Consider the following 16,891-nt stretch of genomic DNA (forward strand, 5'->3'; position numbering starts at 1 on the left):
CCCCGGCCGCTGTGGCGATCTGTCAGCTCACTTGCTGTAGACGACGACCTTGTCGCCGACGTGCACCCGGGCGAACACCCAGGCGATCTTGCTCTTGTCGCGCACGTTCACGCAGCCGTGCGAGGCGCCGTTGTAGCCGCGGGCGCGGAAGTCCGACGAGTAGTGCACCGCCTGGCCGCCGCTGAAGAACATCGCGTACGGCATCTTCGAGTGGTACAGCGTCGAGACGTGGTTCTTCGACTTGCGGTAGACCTTGAAGACGCCGTTCCGGGTCGGGGTCTTCATCGCGCCGAACCGGACGTCCATGATCTGCACCGGCTTGCCGTTCACCAGGTAGACCAGCTTGCGGGTCTTCTTGTTGATGCACAGCACCCGGCCCCGGGTCATGCACCGGCTGTCCAGCCGGTACTTGCGCATCACCGCGGCCTGGCTCACGGCGGTGCTTTTCGCGGCCGCCGGGGCGGCCGACGGCGGCAGGCCCACCGGCTTCGGCGCGGTCGTCGAGCTCTGCGCCGACCCCGCGAGACGCGGTGCGGCCTCGGCCGCGGTGGTCGCCGAGAGTGCTCCGGCGCCGACGAACGCGGCAGCCGTCAAGGTCGCGCCGAGCTTACGCAGAATGCCCATGATTCCCTTGTCCTTCCCCCAAAGAGTGCTTCCACAAGACAGACGTCGCTACTTCACGTCTGGTTGGTAACGAATCAAAACTTTCTTTCCCCCGGCCGGCCCCCACCGCCGGCCGAGGAATGGTGTATCACATCCGGATGTATCTCCACCGCATCCCGTGACCGACCGTTTCCGGTTCGTGTCCTGGGCGGCTCAGCTCTTGGTCTTGCGACCCAGCTTGGCGCGCTCGATCTGGGTCAGCGCGACCTTCCGCATCCGGATCGCGTCCGGCGTGACCTCGACGCACTCGTCCTCGCGGCAGAACTCCAGCGACTGCTCCAGCGACAGCTTCCGGGCCGGCACGAGCTTCTCGAACTCGTCCGCGTTCGAGCGGACGTTGGTCATCTTCTTTTCCTTGGTGATGTTGACGTCCATGTCGTCGGCGCGCGAGTTCTCGCCGACGATCATGCCCTCGTACACCTCGGTGGCGGGCTCCACGAACATGGTGCCGCGCTCCTGCAGGTTGATCATCGCGTACGACGTCGCCGCACCGGCGCGGTCGGAGACCAGCGAACCGGACGGGCGGGTACGCAGCTCGCCGAACCACGGCTCGTACCCCTCGAAGACGTGGTGCGCGATGCCGGTGCCGCGGGTGTCGGTGAGGAACTCGGTCCGGAACCCGATCAGGCCACGGGCCGGTACCAGGAACTCCATCCGCACCCAGCCGGTGCCGTGGTTGGTCATCTGCTCCATCCGGCCCTTGCGGACCGCGAGCAGCTGCGTGACCGTACCGAGGTACTCCTCCGGGCAGTCGATGGTGAGCCGCTCGACCGGCTCGTGCCGCTTGCCGTCGATCTCGCGGGTGACCACCTGCGGCTTGCCGACGGTCAGCTCGTAGCCTTCGCGGCGCATCTGCTCGACCAGGATGGCCAGCGCCAGCTCACCGCGGCCCTGCACCTCCCAGGCGTCCGGACGCTCGGTCGACAGCACCTTCAGCGACACGTTGCCGACCAGCTCACGGTCGAGCCGGTCCTTGACCAGGCGGGCGGTCACCTTGGTGCCCTTGACCCGGCCGGCCAGCGGCGAGGTGTTGGTACCGATCGTCATCGAGATGGCCGGCTCGTCCACGGTGATCAGCGGCAGCGGCTTGGGGTTGTCCGGGTCGGTCAGGGTGTCGCCGATCATGATCTCCGGGATGCCCGCGATCGCGACGATGTCACCCGGACCGGCCGAGTCGCCGGGGACCCGCTCGAGCGCCTCGGTGACCAGCAGTTCGGTGATCTTGACCTTCTGGATCGTGCCGTCGTGCCGGTACCAGGCGACCTGGGAGCCCTTCTTCAGCGTGCCTTCGTGCACCCGGACCAGCGCGAGCCGGCCGAGGAACGGCGAGGCGTCCAGGTTGGTCACGTGCGCCTGCAGCGGCGCGCCTTCGGTGTACTCCGGCGCCGGCACGTTGGCCAGGATCGTCTCGAACAGCGGCTCGAGGTCCTCCGAGTCCGGCAGGCCGCCGTCGGCCGGCTGGTTCAGCGAGGCGCGGCCGGCGCGGGCCGACGCGTACACCACGGGGAAGTCCAGCGCGCTCTGGTCGGCGTCGTGGTCGAGCAGGTCCAGGAACAGCTCGTACGTCTCGTCGACGACCTCGGAGATCCGGGCGTCCGGGCGGTCCACCTTGTTCACCACGAGGATCACCGGCATCTTCCGGGCCAGCGCCTTGCGGAGCACGAACCGGGTCTGCGGCAGCGGGCCCTCGGAGGCGTCCACCAGCAGCACGATCGCGTCCACCATCGACAGCCCGCGCTCCACCTCGCCGCCGAAGTCGGCGTGGCCGGGGGTGTCGATGATGTTGATCGTCATCTGCTCGCCGTTGGCCATCTTGTGCCGGACGGCGGTGTTCTTGGCGAGGATCGTGATGCCCTTCTCACGTTCCAGGTCACCGGAGTCCATCGCCCGCTCGTCGACGTGCTGATGGGCACCGAACGCGCCGGACTGCCACAGCATCGCGTCCACGAGGGTGGTCTTCCCGTGGTCGACGTGGGCCACGATCGCGACGTTGCGCAGGTCGTTACGGACAGGCATGAGGAAGCGCTCCAAGCAGTCAGAGGGTTCTGGCGGTGGCTACGGCTGGTTTCACGTGCCACTCGACACAGGGCGCAGCAACGACATCTTACCTGTTCACCGCTCGCGTCCAGAAAACGGGACAGCCTTTGACTTTTGTTGACTGGACGTCCAGTCTATAGACGGCGCCTGGGGAGGGGCCGTAACCACGGGGGGTCAGCCCCGAGGCGCCGGGCACACAGGGGTGTGGGGGTTGCCCGGCGCTTCAGGGCCCTGACCAGTGCGAGGAGACCGGTGCCGCGTTCGGCGAGCGTGAACCAGGAGGCGCGGGAGCGGTCCCGCGAACGGATCCTGGCCGCGGCCCTCGAGGTCTTCGCCGCGAAGGGCTACGAGGCCGCCTCGATCTCCGAGATCACCGCCGCAGCGGGCGTCTCCCGCGGCCTAGTGTCGTACTACTTCGCCACCAAGGAGCAGCTCGCCGCGGAGCTCCTGGACCGCTGGCTGGACGGCATCGCGGGCATCCTGTCCATCCAGGGAACTCCTGATGAACGTCTGGCCGGCATCATCGACGGCGCGCTGACGGCCGCGGCCGGCACACTGCCGATCCAGCGGCTCGCGATCAGCCTGATGATGCAGCCCGGCACACACGACGTGTTCGCCCGCGTCGAGGACGCCAAGTCCGAACGCCTGTCGCTGGTCGAGGACGCGATCCGGGACGTGTTCGCCGCCCGCGGCGCCGCCGACCCGGCCGTCGAGGAGATGTTGCTCAGAGCAACGTTGGAGGGCGTGACCGTGAAACTCGCGATCTACCGCGAGACCTTCCCACTGGAGGCCGTCCGCCGCCGCCTGTACGCCGGCTACTCGCTGCCCGCGCCGGCGGCACCGCTCCCCTTCGCGTCACCGGCGGTCGATCGCCTCCGCGCCAAATGAGCCGGGCGGAGTCCAGTCGAGGATCCGGGCCGCGTTCCGCAACGCCGCTCGCGGCGGGGTGAGACGGAGCATCGCGTTCCGCAGCCATTGACCGCGGCCGAGGTGCGATCCGGTCCGCCCCATCCACTGCGATCTGTTCACCAGCTTCTGCGTACGCCGATACCTGGCCTCCTCGTACTTCGCCAGGCCGGCCCGCAACTGTCCGGGCCGGACGAGCAGCCCGAGCGACACCGCGTCCTCGAGCGCCGAGTTCGCGCCCTGCCCCAGCGTCGGCAGCATCGGATGCGCGGCGTCGCCGATCAGGACGACCCGTCCGTCGGTGTACCTGGGCAGCGGGCGCTCCAGCACCCACACGTCGTGCCGGATCACCTCGCCGGTCGCCTCGATCATCCGCCGTACGTCGGGAGCCCAGTCGGCGAAGTACTCCCGCACGGCCCCCACCTCGTCGGCGATCACCTGCCCGCTCGGCATCGCGACGTACCCGTACCAGTAGACCTCGTCCGGGCTGATCCGCAACGCCCCGAACTCCGCCCGCGGACCCCACACCATCGCGTACCGATCGTCCAGCGTGCGGTCCGGCGCGGCGGCTCGCCAACAGCTGAAACCGCTGTATTTCAAGGCGTTCCCGAACAGGATGCTCCGGGTCACGCTCCGCAGGCCATCCGCCCCGACCACCAGATCGGCCTGCGCTTCGTGGACGCCGTCGGCCGACTCCCAGAAGACCCGTGCTCGCTCACCGCCCGGCGTACCCGCCTGGACCGCGGTGACCCGGGCTCCGGTCACCAGCTCCGCGTCCTGCACCCCGGTGACTGCGTCGTGCAAGCGCTGCCGGTGAATCCCCAGCATGAACGTGCCGCCGTCGTCCGGTGCCCTGAGCAGCCATTCGCCATCCCACCGCCGGGTCCCGACCGGCCGAAGGCGGTACCCGTTCCGCTCGATCGCTTCCCCCGCCCCGATTACCTGAGCCGCCCGGAGCCCGTTCGCAGTCACGGCAAGCCCCGCACCGACCTCCCGGAACTCCGGTGCACTCTCCACCACCCGCACCCGCCACCCCGCCAACCCCAGCGCGGCAGCCACCGCCATCCCCCCGATCCCACCACCGACCACGATCGCCTCATCCACACGACCACGATAGAAACGCCCGCCGCCGCACGCATACGACAACGGGCGTATCTCTAAGGCCTCCCTCGGGCGCACAACGCACTCGACCGGACCTCCCGGAGGAGAAGAAGGAGAGGAGAGGAACAAAGAGAAACAACAAATAATAAAAGAACAAAAAGAAGTTTACAATTGGTTTGGCGGTAGTCACCTTCGGTGCTCACCGAGAGTAAGTGGATGGAGTGGTCAGGTTCCTAGCGGCAACGAGCCGAACGGTTGGTTGGAGTCCATCAAGCGAACTGTCTGAGCAGTGGGTGTGACGTCAAGCCGGAACAAGTCGAGTGACGGCTCACCTGCGGCTTGCCAACGTGCATGCATCGCCTCCACCTGCCCCCAGAGGTCAACGGGACCTGCCGTTCGCACCCGCCAGCAGCCGTCGGCCTGGGGAATCAGGGCCGAAAACGCCCGCCTTCCCTCGTCAATGAGGTAGTTGACCATTGGACCGTCGCCCTCGCTGATACCAATGACCTGGGCATCGGGAACAGCCAACTGCGCGAGGTAGGCGCAGGTCCAGTTCACCACCTGATCGAGAACCTCGGGCCCGATCGGCGTCGCGCGCTCTTCAGGTGCCGACTCGCTCAGCCAATCGAAGAGATCATCGGACAGCGGCGGCCGGTCGTGCGGACGTGCGGGCATGAACGAATCCGTCGTACCGAGGAACCTGCCTTCCGCACGGCCCTTCCCGGTCACTTCGAGACGTACAAGACCCGCTGAAGCATCGAGCCAACCGGTCATGGTTGTGAGAATTGATCCACCTGGGCGTGTCTGCTCGAGCCAGGCGACAGGGATTCGCCGCACCGAGCAGGTCGCAATCACTCGGTCGTACGGCGCCGACGCCGCACAACCGTCGAGGCCATCGCCAACCACCAAGTCTGGCGCGTATCCGGCGGCCCGCAGGGCATTCGCAGCACGAGCAGCCACGACAGAGTCGTATTCGACTGACGTAACGAGGTCACCGCCGAGCCGCTCGCTCAACAGGGCTGTCGAGTAGCCCGTCCCGGTACCGATCTCCAGCACCTTGGCGGTGTCGTCAACCTGGAGTTCTTCGAGCATTCGCACAACCAAGCCCGGCATCGTCGAGGACGAAGTGGGAACACCCGCGACGGGTAACTGCGTCCGTTCAGGGGTGATCGCCCGGTCGAGCTGAGTAACCCAGGTTTCGTCCTGGTAGATCAGCGCCAGTGATTCCTGCTCTGCCGCTACCACCGGCTCCCAGAGGGTCCCTTCCGGCCCGTCGACGGGCCGGAAGAACGAAGGAAGGAAGGCCTCTCGTGGGACTGCCTCCACTGCGAGTCGCCAAGGCTGCGTCCGTAGATCGCCGGCGTGAACGAGGGTCTCGACGAGCCGGCGCCTCTGCTCGATCGATTGCACGAACGAATCACCGGCACTCATCGGACATCTCCCTGCAAGAGGTCTGCCATCGCGGCAACCATAGGTTCGCCGGTCTCGTCTTCCAGCCAGGCCCACTGCCCGTTGGGGTTGCACTCGAGGAACACCGGTTCGCCTTCCTTCGTCAGAGCGAAGTCGAAACACCCGAAGGCCAGCCCGAAGCGTTTCAGATAGGCCCGCATCGCCGCGATCAGATCAGGAGCAGGCCTGACGACGGTGTAGCTGAGCTGGCCATAGTCGTACCGCCAGTCGATCTGCATCGGATCAGCGGTCTCGATCCGCACGCAGAATGCCTCGTCGCCGATGACCGTGGCTCGCAGGTCGGCCCGCTTGTCGACGCAGCCTTGGAAGAGGTGCATCGTCGAACCGACAGAGTCGTCCAGCTCGTCAGCGATGACCTCACGGACCCAGATCGAAGCCGCCTGGCCGTCATCGGTCTCGTACTCACCGACATACAAGGGCTTGTAGATCGTTGGCTGCCGGGCAACGAACTCCCGCGCATCGGCCGGATCACTGGTGATCAGCGTCGGCGGGACGTCGAATCCCACCTCGACGGCGGCGGCGAGTTGCACCGGCTTGTACTCCGCATCGCCGATCGCGTTGGGATGGTTGACGTACCGGCAACCAGGGAGTGAGGCCAGGACGCCGCCCAAGCCGAACCGCGCCTGCGCCGCAGCGAACCGCGCCGCCTGGGGCTCCAGCTGTGCAAAGGAGAAGGTAGTCGGACGCCGATAGTACAAGGACCGGACTGTGTTGAGGGCAACTACTCGGCTCGGGGTCGTCAACCATCCGAGGAGTCCGCGGGCATCATCCTGGTCGCCGATGTACGCCGACATCGACAACCGATCGGGGAAGTCGCTGGGATCGAACCGAGCGACCGGTACGCCGCGCCTGCCAAGCTCCGCGATGACGAGATCGGCATGCGCGTCATCAATCTCGGTGACGACCACGACCGGCCGATCCGTGTCTGTCATCGGCCGCTCAGTCCAGCTTGGTGTCTTGCTCGTGGTCGGTGTCACCACCGGGCCGCGAACCGTCCTTGCGGTTGCCGGTCTTGGTGCCCCGCTCCGTACCGCGCCGTGACCTCGAATGCTTTCCCGGCGCCATCACGATCGTCCCGTCAGGTGTCGCATAGCAGCCGAGCTGCGTCTTCGGGTCCAGGCCGACAGCCATCTCGTCGACCTGGTCTATCGACAGGAAAGGCTCCAGACGGGACAGACCCCACGGTCGCGGACATGACACGACTCGTCGGTCAACGGCAGGTCCAAGCGGAATGCGATCTGCGTATCGATACATTTCAGCTTCCTTTCCTCATGATGTGCTTGTGTCCATCAGCGAGAGCCGAACTCAGGTCCGATGACAGCTGGGGCGACTGCTCAGGTATCGGCTCGCACCGCAGCCGGCGCCCACGCAGTCCCCGGATGCGCAGCTGGATCACGTTGGCGTACTGCGCCGCAAGCGCTGCCGGCGCAACGTGTTCCTCGATCAGGTGATCACCGAGCCAGAGCTGGACACGCCAATCCTGCTGATCGTCGGCCACTGCCTTCTCACCTGGCCGGCTTTCGGCTGCTGCGGTCAGCCGTTGGCTCCAACGCATAGACGCTGGCCCCCGTTTGATCCCGGACAGCTCGCACGCGAGCCTCCGGAGTCGGCCCAAGATGTTCGAAGCTCGGTACGACCACTCCGGCCGCCTCATGCCGCTTGATTGCCTGAATCAGTGACTCGAACGCGCCGTTCCCGGGCTGCTCCCGGTAGGTCACTCCGAGCACATACCCCTCTCGGTATGCCCAGCCCGCCATCCGTCCGGTCAGCTCGATCTCGGCAGCCGGCATGCCTTCAACTCGCAGGAAGCCGAGCATCAACGGGCGCATGACCATGACCACCCGAAGCCGTCCGTCAACACGTGCTCGTCAACCGTCACAGGATCCTCCACTCACTGAACGTCAGATTCGGAACGCTCAGTGCAACTGTGCACTCCCAGCGAGCTTGTGTCAACCAAGCAACCAAGATCTTTGGTTCACGCAAGAGGTATTGTCAGTTCGGTGAGAGTCAAGTCCCTTGACCTCAAGCACGTGGGAGGAATCGAGACGTGGCGCACGCCTATCAACAGGTGCTGGAGGACCTGACCCGCGCGATCTACGCCGGCACCTATCGCCCGGGCGACTTCCTGCCGACGGTGCGGGACCTCGCCGACGAGTACGGGATTTCGCCGTCGACCGGACGCCAAGCCGTGAACGAACTCCAGCGCATGGGCCTTGCCTACTCCGGCTACGTCAACGGCAAGCGCGGCGTGATTGTCAGATCTCGCGGTCGCACAGACTTCCACGCCACCGATGCGCTGCGGGCGGGGCGGCCCGGATCCGGAACCGACGCATTCACCGAGAACGCCCGCCGGGCGCGCCGAGTCCCTACCAAGCGATTCACAATGGTCATGCGCGTGCCGCCCGCACATGTCGCGCGGCGTTTGGGCCTACCTGCCGACACGATCGTTGTCGAACGAACGACGCTGCAGCTACTCGATGGGGAGCCATGGTCACGCGAACGAAGCTGGTACGCGCCAGATCTGGCAGCAAAGACCGGGCTCGACTCACCACACGACATCGAAGAAGGCACGATCCGGCGCCTGGCTGAACGGGGATTCCAGGAGACCGCGCACCGCGACGAAGTGACCGATGCGGCCGCCAACGAAGACGACTCGACGGATCTTGGCGTCATACTCGGCGCTCCACTGCTCGTGCAAACGCGAACCGCAGCGACTGACACGCGAGTCACGCGTGTGACGCAGACAGTACGGCTGGGCGGTCGAAACCGGCTGATCTGGGAGACAGGAAGCGACCGAGGAATCGACGCGATTCGTCGGCAACTCTCCGAAGGCTCTCAGCTGACAGACGGAGACGACGACGGGCCCAGCGACGGATACGGCGAGGCCTGAGTCATGATGTTTACCTTGGTCAGAGCGATGTCCGACGACGCAGAGCCCGTGGCGGAGTTGCTGACCGAACGTGCCGCATGGCTGGCCCAGCGCGGTATCGCGCAATGGTCGAAGAAGGATCCTGCACGCGATACTGCGGCGACGATCGCCGCCGGTGAGACCTGGCTGCTCCTCGACGGCGCCCGCCGTCCCGTCGGCACGATCACCCTCAGCACGCGCGCCGACCACGATTTCTGGAGCCGATCTGAACGCAGCGTTCCCGCGCTGTATGCGTCGAAGATCGCCACCCGGATCGACTGCGCCGGGCAGGGACTCGGACGACTTCTGCTCCACGCAGGCTTCATGTACGGACGTCGCCGCGGGCTGTCGATCCTGCGATGGGACGTCTGGCGCACCAATCGGCAGCTCCAGAAGTACTACCGCTCACTCGGAGCGAGCCTCCTTCGCGTCGTCGTAGTGCCCGGACGATCCAGCGGCGCATTGTTCGAGTGGAGGGCAATGGACCGGGCCGTCTGGGCGGCAGGCTCGCCGAACCTCATCACGATCCAGGCGCCGGAGGGCGAGCTACGTCAGATCGACGCGATCACCGAGCACAGCGCCGTACGTCTTGGGGCAGATGCTTGGGACCGCCTCCAGTCAGCTCGCCCGACTCATGTCCACCGGACGCTCGACCTGAAGTACGCGGCATCCGGCGAACCACTTGCCATTGGCCCGGTCGACGCCGCGCCATCGATCCTGCACCATGCAGGAGACACGTGGCGGGTCGGCCAGACAGCCATGACAGGATCGGTTCTCGACAGCCTCCGCCCGGGGCTGCTCTATCGAATCACGCACGCGGGCAGCGAACCTGACTGCCGCGTCGTACTGCGAGGCGACCTGATCCGGGCGGCCCAGATCGCCTCGACCTGAGGTTGGCTGCTAGCCGAACGCCACCTGGTTGGGGCGAACTTCGCCGACTCGGATGCCACCGCCGTACAGCGGGTAGGCCGCCTGCTTCTCGATGACCTCCTGGTCGAATCCGAGTCGACGGACCGCAGCTGCGATCACCACTGACGACGCCCTCGAAGCGCCGTCTTCCAGTTTGACCGCGATTCCGCGTCCGTCCGGCAGCCCAACGGCGTACACGCCCTCGGCGCCGATCTTGCAGAGTAGGCCGGGCACGGCACGCATCAGGGCGGCTTCGTCGCGCCTGCTCCCGCTGGCGTATTCGGGGTATTCGCGGAAGGCGTTCGCGATGCGACCCTCGTGGGTGTCGGCGGGCGACGCGGCGAAGAGGCCGAAGGAACGGGCGAGGCCGGCGAGGCTGATCGCCAGCAGTGGCGCTCCGCAGCCGTCGACGGCAACGTGCGCCACCTTTTCGCCCGCGGTGTCCTCGATCGCGGTGCGGATCGCCCGCTGGAGCGGGTGATCCGAGGACCGATAGTCGTCGTGTCCCCAGACGGCGTCCGGGCTCTGCTCGCGCGCCGGGTCGTGGATCGGCCAGCCGTTATGGACACAGGTCGCGATCATTGCGGCGTGCTTGCCCGAGCAGTTCATCGTGATGCGCTCTTGGGCGTGACCAGACCGAACCCATTCATCCCGGGCCTGGTCGTCGTACGGGTACGACGCCGGGGTACGCAACGCCGACTCGTCCAGGCCGACACTCGCGAGGATCTCCCGTACGCCGTCCAAGTGGAACTGCTCGCCGGAGTGGGACGCTCCGGCGAGGGCGAGGAGTTTGCCTTCGAGCGGGAGGCCGTTGCGGAGCATGCCCAGGGCCTGCATGGGTTTGTTGGAGGAGCGGGGGAACATCGGCTCGTCCACGATGCCGGCGGACCACTCGACGGAGCCGTCCGGGTTGGTCACCACGACGGAGCCGCGGTGGTGGCCTTCGACGAAGCCGCTGCGGACGACGTCGGCCAGGATCACAGGTTCGGTCACGGCTGAACTGTACAGGCGCAAAACACCCTGTTGCGAATGATCCAGCACACCTTTCGCCGCCCAGGAGCATCTCCCATTCGAACCGGGGTGTATTACCTCCTGCAGCCAGCCCAGGCGCCTGGCCCATCACCCCCTCCCCCCGGGGAAGCCTCGTACCATCCGCCGAGCCGACCGTGACAACCACGCTCCCGGGCGATCGCCCGGCGCCAGGACGGTGGGGGCCAAGTACCGGACGCGCACCCGCCGAAGGCGGCAGAGGACGGCCGCCGCGAAGCGGCGACCTTTCGCCGACCTCCGGTCACGGTTCGGGTTTTCGGGGGGTGAGGTCTTGTCAACGATTATTCCAATGGTTAGTTTAACCGCCACCCAAATCCTCAGGGTTGAACAGAAACCCTCAGGAGCCAACATGCTGGAGGGTCACGCGATGACGATGGACACACGGCTGGGACGGCGTGGATTTCTCGGACTGGGACTGGCGGCCGGCGTCGTCACGCTGACGGCCTGCGGAGCGGACAACAAGACCGCGACCGCCTCGGGCGACGCGGAGGCCGCCGACCTGGTGATGACGGTGTGGGGCGGCGAGAACGACAAGACGACGTACCAGAAGCGGATCGACCTGGTCACCCAGAAGTACCCGAAGCTGAAGATCACCCTGCAGCTGATCCCGAACGACGGGTACGCGCAGAAGGTGCAGACGATGATTGCCGGCGGCAAGGGTCCGGACATCATGCAGGTCGCCGAGAGCGTCAACGTGTACTCGAGCAAGAACCAGATCCAGCCGCTCGACGACCTGGCGGGCAAGGCCGGTCTCGACCTGGAGAAGCGGTTCGGCTCGATCGGCAACTTGTACTCGTACCAGGACAAGGTCTACGCGATCCCGGACCGCTCCGGCGCGATGATCGTCTTCTACAACAAGGCCCTGTTCGCGGCCAAGGGCATCAAGGCGCCGAGCGCCGACTGGACCTGGGACGACGCGCTGTCGGCGTTCAAGGAGTTGACCGTCCCGGGCAAGCAGTGGGGGTACGCCGGTTCCGGCTGGTGGGCGCAGTGGTGGAGCTTCGTGTACCAGAACGGCGGGAAGATCATCGATGACAGCGGCAAGCCCGCGGTCGCCTCCGACGAGGTGGTCGAGGCGCTGCAGTGGGCCGGCGACCTGGTCTTCAAGCACGGCGTGGTCCCGACCCAGAAGGACTACGCGAACATGGGCGCCGACGTCGGCGGCGACCAGGCGTTCGCGAACGGCAAGGTCGCGGTGAACACCACCGGCTTCTGGGGCATCGGCGGCCTGACCAAGTCGAAGATCGAGTGGGACATCGCGCCGCTGTGGAAGGGCAAGCAGCAGGCGGTGACCGCGTTCGGCAGTGGCCTGGCCATCTCCCGGACGGCGAAGAACCCGGCCGCTGCCTTCAAGGCGATCGACTTCCTCACCTCACCGGACGCGCAGCAGCAGATCATCGCGACCGGGCAGGACGTGCCGGCCAACCTCGACGTACAGAAGAGCGATGCGTTCCTGAAGCCGTCCTGGATGACCAAGCCGGTCGACATGAACGTGTTCGGCGAGTCCAGCGGCTTCGTCTACCGGGCGCCGTTCATCCCGCAGTGGAACGAGATGCAGAAGGCGTTCGACGACGGGCTGGCCGACTTCTGGCTCGGCAAGCAGGACGCCCGGACCGCGCTGACCGCGATCCAGAAGCAGCTCGAGTCCATCGTCAAGCCCGCCTGATGTCGAGGCTGCGCCGTCGCGAGGCGCTCTGGTTCTACCTGTTCGCGTCGCCGTGGATCATCGGCTTCGTGGTCTTCCTGCTCGGGCCGATGATCTCGTCGGTGTACATCTCGATGACCGACTGGGACTCGTTCACACCGCCGAAGTGGGTCGGGCTGCAGAACTACACCCGGCTGCTCACCGACGACCCGGTGTTCTGGAAGGCGTTGTGGAACACGTTCTACTACGCGGCGATCTCGGTCCCGCTCGGACTGGTGATCGGGCTGTGGCTGGCGAACCTGCTGCACAAGCAGGTTCGCGCCCGCAAGCTGTTCCGGACGCTGATCTACCTGCCGACGCTGGTCCCGCTGGTCGCCACCGCGATGATCTTCAAGATGGTGCTCGCACCGTCCGGCCCCTTGAACGACGTACTCGGCCTGTTCGGCATCCCGGGACCGTCGTGGCTGCTGGAGGCGGTGTGGGTGAAGCCCGCGCTGATCCTGCTGTCGGTGTGGGGCGCCGGCGGTGCGACCGTACTGTTGCTCGCGGCAATGAAAGGCATCCCGCGGGAGCTCTACGAGGCGGCCGAGGTGGACGGTGCGTCGCCGATCCGGCAGTTCTGGAGCATCACCGTCCCGCAGCTGACGCCGATCATCTTCTTCAACCTGATCATGGGGCTGATCGGCGCGTTCCAGGTGTTCTCGCAGGTGTACATCCTGACCAAGGGCGGCCCGAACAACGCCAGCCAGACGATGGTGCCGCTGCTGTTCGACCAGGCGTTCAACTTCTACCACCTGGGGTACGCCTCGGCGATCTCGTGGTTGTTGTTCGCGGTGATCCTGGTGTTCACCCTGCTGGCCTTCCGTACCGCCCGTCGCTGGGTGTTCTACGAGACCGAGGTGAGGTGATGCGGGCTTTCCGCGCGACGCCGTTCAGCTACGGGACGCTCGTCCTGGTGTCCGCCGTCCTCTGTGTACCGCTGGTGTTCGTGGTGTCGATCGCGTTGTCCAGCGACCAGACGGTGAACGCGAACACCTTCACGATCCTGCCGCGCGAGTTCCACTGGGAGAACTTCACCCGGGTGTTCGGCACCGAGCTGCCGATGCAGCGCTTCCTGCTGAACTCCGTGATCATCTCGGCCGGCGCCGTCCTCGGTCAGGTGCTGTCCAGCGGGCTGGTCGGCTACGCGTTCGCGCGGTTGCGGGCGCCGGGCAAGAACGCGCTGTTCATCGTGGTGATCGCGACCATGATGATCCCGTCCCAGATCACGATGATCCCGCAGTTCATCCTGTTCAAGGACCTCGGCTGGGTGAACACGTACCTGCCGCTGATCGTGCCGAACTTCTTCTCGAACGCGTTCAACGTGTTCCTGGTCCGGCAGTTCGTGTCCCGGCTGCCGAGCGAGATCGACGAGGCCGCGATGGTCGACGGCCTGGGCTTCTTCGGCATCTACCGGCGGATCATGCTGCCGATGCTCGCCCCGGTCCTGATCGCGATCGGGATCTTCACGCTGACCGCGACCTGGGGCGACTTCATGGGCCCGCTGATCTACCTGAACGACGAGTCGAAGATGCCGCTCGCACTGGGCGTGCAGTACATCACCAGTACGTCGCAGGCGCTGCAGTCGCCGCCCTGGAACCTGGTGATGGTCGGGTCCATCCTGCTCACGCTGCCGATGATCCTGGTGTACTACCTGGGGCAGCGGTACCTGTACGAGATGGACATCAGCGGCGGAAGCGCAGGGGTCAAGTGACAGTCTCATTGGATGCCCGCGGCATCACCATCGACGGTACGCCGCGGGTCGTGCTGTGCGCATCGTTGTTCTACTTCCGGCTGCCGCGGGAGCAATGGCAGGAACGGCTCGAGCAGGTACGGCGATCCGGGTACACCTGCGTCGACGTGTACCTGCCGTGGAACTTCCACGAGCTGTCCCCCGGCCGCTGGTCGTTCGACGGCCGCCGGGACGTCGCGGCCTTCCTCGACCTCGCGGCCGAGAGCGGGCTGTACGCCATCGCCCGGCCCGGTCCGTACATCTGCTCGGAGTGGGACGGCGGCGCGCTGCCCGCGTGGCTCGGGCTCGACCCGGCGCTGCGCGTGCGCCAGAACGAGCCGCGGTACCTCGCGCAGGTGATGGCCTGGTTCGACCAGGTGCTGCCGATCCTGGCGGCCCGTCAGTACGGCGCGGGCGGCTCGGTGATCATGGTGCAGCTCGAGAACGAGCTGGACTTCTTCGACTGTGCGGATCGGCCGGGGTACATCTCCGCGTTGCGGGACAAGACCGTTGCTCACGGCATCGACGTACCGCTGATCGCATGTTCCGGACAGGGCGATCTGTACGGCGCGACCGGCGACGTCGAGGGCGTCATACCGGCGTGCAACTTCTATCCGGACGACGATTCGCCGTTCGTGGAGGAGGAGGTACGGCGGTACGCGCGCCTGCTCGCCGCTCGTGATCTCCCTCTTCTCGTCACCGAGACGAACCGGCGACACCGGACGCTACGTCGGTTGCTGGCCAGTGGTGCTTCGCTGATCGCGCCGTACCTGCAGTCGTCGGGGTGGAACTTCGGGTACACGCCGTCGACGGGGAACTGGGGGCGGCCGGGGAACTTCATGAGCCACGGGTACGACTTCGGGGGTTACGTGTCGTCGACCGGCGTGGAGCGGCCGGAGTACGGCGAGGCGCAGGTGCTGGCACGGGTACTGCAGGCTCTCGGGCCGCGGTTGGGTTCGGCGACGGTTGGGGAGCCTCTCGAGGTGGTCGCCGACTTCCCGACGAGTTCGTCGCATTCGGTGCTGGAGCTGGACGGGGGCGGGCGGCTGGTCGCCGTACCCAACCTCGGTGCTGCGGACGGGTGCGCGACGGTCGCCGGGACGAGAGTCGCGGTGGGCGCGGATTCGTGTCCGTTGATGCTGCTCGACCTGCCGCTGGGCGAGACGACGCTGCGACTCGCGTCGGCGGATCTTGTGGACGCTCGGGACGGCCTGCTGTTCTGCTCGTCCGTGCCGGTGACCGTGATCGTTGGCGACACCAAGGAAGAAGTTCCGGTCGGCGCCACGCGGATCGTCGAAGGCACGACGGTGACCGTCGAACCGCCGCCCGAGATCGCTGAGCCATCGGTCCCCAGGCAACAGGGGGCGACTGTGCGGCGACGTGCCTCGGCCCCGCCTGCGATCCCAGCGGGGACGTATGAGGTGCCGCCGTCGCTGGAGGCGCTCGGGGTACACCGTGGGCGCGGGACGTACACGGCGACCACCGAGCTGACCGGCGAACTGCTGCTGGTCGGGGCCGCCGACATCGTCGATCTGTCGATCGGCGGCCGGGTGCACACGTTCGCGGGCTTCGGGGCGACCGAACGGATCGACGTCCGCGGACTCGCGGGCGAGCTCCGCGCGACCGTCGAGATCTGGGGCCACGCGAACTTCGACGACGTACGACTGCCGTCGATGCGGCTCGGAGCCCTGCGCGGCCTCGGCACGCTCTGGAACGTCGTCGAAACACGGGACATCTCCGCACTCTGGACCGTCGACGGCCACTGGGCGGGCGACCCGGCGCCGCTGCGAAATCTGGCCGGCTGGAGCAGCACCCGCATCGGTACGCCGATCAGCTACACGCGACGGATCGACACTGACGGACCGGCCGCGCTGCACCTGGACGGCGTCCGCGCCCCGGTCGGCGTGACCGTGGACGACGGCGTACCGCTGACCGTCCACCGCGAGGACCCGTGGGTGCTGCTGCCCGCGGGTACCAAGCAGATCTCGGTGACGCTCTCCCACGATCCGAGCGGCGGCGGACTTCACGCGGAGCTGCTCACGCTCAGTCCGATCGGTGACTGGACGTGCACGGCGCAGGACGACGAACTGCTCACCGAGTTCGCCGGGCAGCGCGAGGAAGGTGCCGAGGTCGACCTGCCGCTGACGCTCCGCCCAGGCGAGGAGGCGTGGCTCGACCTGGCGCTTCCAACGTTGGAGAATGGGGCGCTGATCCGGCCCGCGGGCACTCAGGTCCGGATCACCGGGTGGGCGTCCGGAGAATGCCTCGGCCGTGTCTGGCTCGGTGACCGGCCGGCGTTCTCCGGCGGCGATCCCGACGTACTGTGGATCCCGCCGGGATGGACCGGGCTGACGCTGCTGGTCCAGGGCACCGCCGGGCCCGCCGTACCGGAGCTTCGGAGAGTCGTGATCGAGAGCCACTAGAGGAGGAC

The 16,891-nt window shown here is 66.7% G+C and carries 15 protein-coding genes; 7 read left to right on the forward strand and 8 right to left on the reverse strand.

Going from position 1 to position 16,891, the window contains the following annotated elements:
- Window positions 1-27 precede the first annotated feature (27 nt).
- On the reverse strand, window positions 28-624 hold the full coding sequence (locus ACQHIV_RS25485; RefSeq protein ID WP_427885786.1) for a L,D-transpeptidase: 597 nt from the start codon (window positions 622-624) through the stop codon (window positions 28-30).
- Window positions 625-816: 192 nt separating this feature from the next.
- Entirely contained in the window at window positions 817-2,679 is a 1,863-nt protein-coding gene (gene typA / locus ACQHIV_RS25490; RefSeq protein ID WP_427885788.1) for a translational GTPase TypA, read from the reverse strand.
- A gap of 273 nt (window positions 2,680-2,952) precedes the next feature.
- On the opposite strand from typA, the gene ACQHIV_RS25495 reads away from it, so the two are divergent.
- Entirely contained in the window at window positions 2,953-3,588 is a 636-nt protein-coding gene (locus tag ACQHIV_RS25495) for a TetR/AcrR family transcriptional regulator (RefSeq protein ID WP_427885790.1), read from the forward strand.
- On the opposite strand, the gene ACQHIV_RS25500 is transcribed toward ACQHIV_RS25495, so the two are convergent.
- The 5 genes from ACQHIV_RS25500 to ACQHIV_RS25520 all read right to left on the reverse strand — a co-directional run bounded on the left by ACQHIV_RS25500 (window position 3,556) and on the right by ACQHIV_RS25520 (window position 7,675).
- Entirely contained in the window at window positions 3,556-4,710 is a 1,155-nt protein-coding gene (locus ACQHIV_RS25500) for an FAD-dependent monooxygenase (RefSeq protein ID WP_427885792.1), read from the reverse strand. The two genes, ACQHIV_RS25495 and ACQHIV_RS25500, sit on opposite strands and share 33 nt — an antisense overlap.
- Window positions 4,711-4,932: 222 nt before the next feature.
- Complete coding sequence (tgmC, locus tag ACQHIV_RS25505; RefSeq protein WP_427885794.1) at window positions 4,933-6,138, reverse strand: ATP-grasp peptide maturase system methyltransferase; 1,206 nt, start codon at window positions 6,136-6,138, stop codon at window positions 4,933-4,935.
- The gene (gene tgmB, locus ACQHIV_RS25510) at window positions 6,135-7,085 is read right to left on the reverse strand and encodes an ATP-grasp ribosomal peptide maturase (protein WP_427885796.1); all 951 of its coding nucleotides are present in this window, start codon (window positions 7,083-7,085) and stop codon (window positions 6,135-6,137) included. The genes tgmC and tgmB overlap by 4 nt, the downstream gene beginning before the upstream one ends.
- A 31-nt stretch (window positions 7,086-7,116) precedes the next feature.
- On the reverse strand, window positions 7,117-7,431 hold the full coding sequence (gene tgmA / locus ACQHIV_RS25515) for a putative ATP-grasp-modified RiPP (RefSeq protein WP_427885797.1): 315 nt from the start codon (window positions 7,429-7,431) through the stop codon (window positions 7,117-7,119).
- 1 nt (window position 7,432) lies between these two features.
- The gene (locus ACQHIV_RS25520; protein ID WP_427885798.1) at window positions 7,433-7,675 is read right to left on the reverse strand and encodes a hypothetical protein; all 243 of its coding nucleotides are present in this window, start codon (window positions 7,673-7,675) and stop codon (window positions 7,433-7,435) included.
- Window positions 7,676-8,224: 549 nt separating this feature from the next.
- Here ACQHIV_RS25520 and ACQHIV_RS25525 point away from each other — a divergent pair.
- Complete coding sequence (locus tag ACQHIV_RS25525; protein WP_427885801.1) at window positions 8,225-9,067, forward strand: GntR family transcriptional regulator; 843 nt, start codon at window positions 8,225-8,227, stop codon at window positions 9,065-9,067.
- A gap of 27 nt (window positions 9,068-9,094) precedes the next feature.
- Window positions 9,095-9,976, forward strand: a complete 882-nt coding sequence (locus tag ACQHIV_RS25530) for a GNAT family N-acetyltransferase (RefSeq protein WP_427885803.1) — start codon at window positions 9,095-9,097, stop codon at window positions 9,974-9,976.
- A gap of 9 nt (window positions 9,977-9,985) precedes the next feature.
- On the opposite strand, the gene ACQHIV_RS25535 is transcribed toward ACQHIV_RS25530, so the two are convergent.
- Window positions 9,986-10,987, reverse strand: a complete 1,002-nt coding sequence (locus ACQHIV_RS25535; RefSeq protein ID WP_427885804.1) for an asparaginase — start codon at window positions 10,985-10,987, stop codon at window positions 9,986-9,988.
- 424 nt (window positions 10,988-11,411) lie between these two features.
- Here ACQHIV_RS25535 and ACQHIV_RS25540 point away from each other — a divergent pair, with 424 nt between their 5' ends.
- The 4 genes from ACQHIV_RS25540 to ACQHIV_RS25555 are packed head-to-tail and all read left to right on the forward strand — an operon-like array spanning window position 11,412 to window position 16,883.
- Window positions 11,412-12,710, forward strand: a complete 1,299-nt coding sequence (locus ACQHIV_RS25540) for an ABC transporter substrate-binding protein (protein ID WP_427885805.1) — start codon at window positions 11,412-11,414, stop codon at window positions 12,708-12,710.
- On the forward strand, window positions 12,710-13,597 hold the full coding sequence (locus ACQHIV_RS25545) for a carbohydrate ABC transporter permease (protein WP_427885807.1): 888 nt from the start codon (window positions 12,710-12,712) through the stop codon (window positions 13,595-13,597). The genes ACQHIV_RS25540 and ACQHIV_RS25545 overlap by 1 nt, the downstream gene beginning before the upstream one ends.
- Window positions 13,597-14,442 (forward strand): carbohydrate ABC transporter permease, encoded by an 846-nt coding sequence (locus ACQHIV_RS25550; RefSeq protein ID WP_427885809.1) that lies wholly within the window; start codon window positions 13,597-13,599, stop codon window positions 14,440-14,442. The genes ACQHIV_RS25545 and ACQHIV_RS25550 overlap by 1 nt, the downstream gene beginning before the upstream one ends.
- Window positions 14,439-16,883, forward strand: a complete 2,445-nt coding sequence (locus tag ACQHIV_RS25555; protein ID WP_427885811.1) for a beta-galactosidase — start codon at window positions 14,439-14,441, stop codon at window positions 16,881-16,883. Before ACQHIV_RS25550 ends, ACQHIV_RS25555 begins: the two co-directional genes overlap by 4 nt.
- The last annotated feature ends 8 nt before the right edge of the window (window positions 16,884-16,891 follow it).

This window comes from Kribbella polygonati (genome assembly GCF_050320105.1).
Lineage (GTDB): Bacteria > Actinomycetota > Actinomycetes > Propionibacteriales > Kribbellaceae > Kribbella.